This is a genomic window from Frankia sp. AgKG'84/4 (assembly GCF_023242965.2).
In the GTDB taxonomy this organism is placed as follows: Bacteria; Actinomycetota; Actinomycetes; order Frankiales; family Frankiaceae; genus Frankia.
The window spans coordinates 1-1,443 of the sequence record NZ_JALKFU020001086.1; the positions used below are offsets into that span (position 1 = coordinate 1).

2 protein-coding genes and 1 pseudogene are annotated in these 1,443 nt (G+C 73.3%); 1 reads left to right on the plus strand and 2 read right to left on the minus strand.

The annotated features are described in order from the left end of the window. Positions 1 to 211: 211 nt before the first annotated feature. Complete coding sequence (locus tag MXD58_RS27495) at positions 212 to 394, minus strand: hypothetical protein (protein WP_248839191.1); 183 nt, start codon at positions 392 to 394, stop codon at positions 212 to 214. 33 nt (positions 395 to 427) lie between these two features. Between MXD58_RS27495 and MXD58_RS27500 the strand changes: the two genes are divergently transcribed. Further along, positions 428 to 892 carry a VOC family protein gene (locus MXD58_RS27500; RefSeq protein WP_248839190.1) on the plus strand — a complete coding sequence of 155 codons (465 nt, stop codon included), beginning with the start codon at positions 428 to 430 and terminating at the stop codon, positions 890 to 892. Between the two features lie 117 nt (positions 893 to 1,009). Here the strand turns inward: MXD58_RS27500 and MXD58_RS27505 are convergent. Beyond that, positions 1,010 to 1,363 (minus strand): annotated as a pseudogene (locus tag MXD58_RS27505) (ATP-binding domain-containing protein); the annotation flags it as partial. Between the last annotated feature and the right edge of the window lie 80 nt (positions 1,364 to 1,443).

Genomic DNA, 1,443 nt, shown 5'->3' on the forward strand with positions numbered 1-1,443 from the left:
GCGCGGCGCGGCGCGGCGCGGCGCGGCGCGGCGCGGCGCGGCTGGGAGCGTCTTCGAGTGGGTCTTTCTCCGAGCAGCCGCAGATCCACGGGAAGCGGCCAAGTACGGCCAGACGTCCGATCGCACTCCGAAGGAGCCCGGTCGCTGGCCTCGCTGGCCACTCCGCACGGCCCCACGCTCGCTTCGCCCCGCGAAGGAAACCGCCGGCGGGTCACTGGCCGCTCACGGTGACGGCCCGCAGGATGACGGCCCGCAGGATGACGGCCCGCAGGGTGACGGCCCGCAGGGTGACGGCGGCCTGAAACTGTCGGACCCGTGCGCGAGCATGGCGCCACGCGCCTGCGGGCGGGCCCGCCGTGCCGGGCGCCTCGTCCCGCGCCGGCCGTCGTCCCACGTCACCTCGCCGTCATCGTCCCAGGAGGCCCCGATGAGCGACATCACTCCGATCCCCGCCGAGCACCCCCAGCTGTCCCCGTATCTCTGCGTCGACGACGCGGACGCCGCGATCGCCTTCTACATCGACGTGCTGGGCGCGACGGAGACGGTGCGGATGGCGCAGCCCGACGGCAAGATCGGTCATGCCGAGCTGACCATCGGTGACTCGCTGCTCATGCTGTCGGACGAGTATCCCGACCTGGGCATGGTCGGCCCGCACTCGGTCGGCGGCACCGCGGTGACGCTGCACCTCTACGTCGAGGACGTCGACGCCACCTTCGACCGCGCGGTGGCCGCCGGCGCGAAGCCGCTGCGTCCGGTCAGCGATCAGTTCTACGGCGACCGGTCGGGCCAGTTCCTCGATCCCTTCGGGCACCGCTGGGGTGTCGCCTCGCGCGTCGAAAACGTCTCTGCCGAGGAGATGACCCGCCGGATGGCGGCCCTGGGCGGCGAATGAGCCCTGGCCCGGCGGCCGTCGCAGGGCCGCCAGACCAGGCCGGGCCAGGCCGGGCCAGGCCAGGTCGGCGGTCAGGTCGGCGGTCAGGTCAGGTCGGCGGTCAGGTCTGGTCGGCGGTCAGGTCTGGTCGAGACCGGCCAGCACCGCCGGCAGCTCGCCGGAGTGAACCACGCACAGCGACTGGGTCGCCCGGGTGAGCGCGACGTAGAGGTCGGCGAGGCCGCGGGTCGGCTCGGCGAGCAGCGCGGCCGGTTCGACCAGCACCACGGCGTCGAACTCCAGGCCCTTGGTCTCGGCCACGCTGAGCACCGCGACCGGCGCGTCCAGTGCGTTACCGGCGACGCTCGCCGGGTCGACGGAGTCGGCGACGATCGCGAGCTCCGGCAGTAGCGACATCAGCGCCGAGCGCAGCGCCACGACGTCGCGCGGCCGGGTGATCACCGCCACCCGGCCGGTGCCGACGCCGGCCGCCTCCCACCGACAGCGAGATTGCGGAAGTCCGCCGTTTCGCCATCGGTCGTGACAACGCCCTGTCAACGTGGAAACTATGC

Excerpts from the sequence above, each read along its gene's own strand:
- MXD58_RS27500 (WP_248839190.1), top strand. The coding sequence starts at position 428 with ATGAGCGACATCACTCCGATCCCCGCCGAGCACCCCCAGCTGTCCCCG.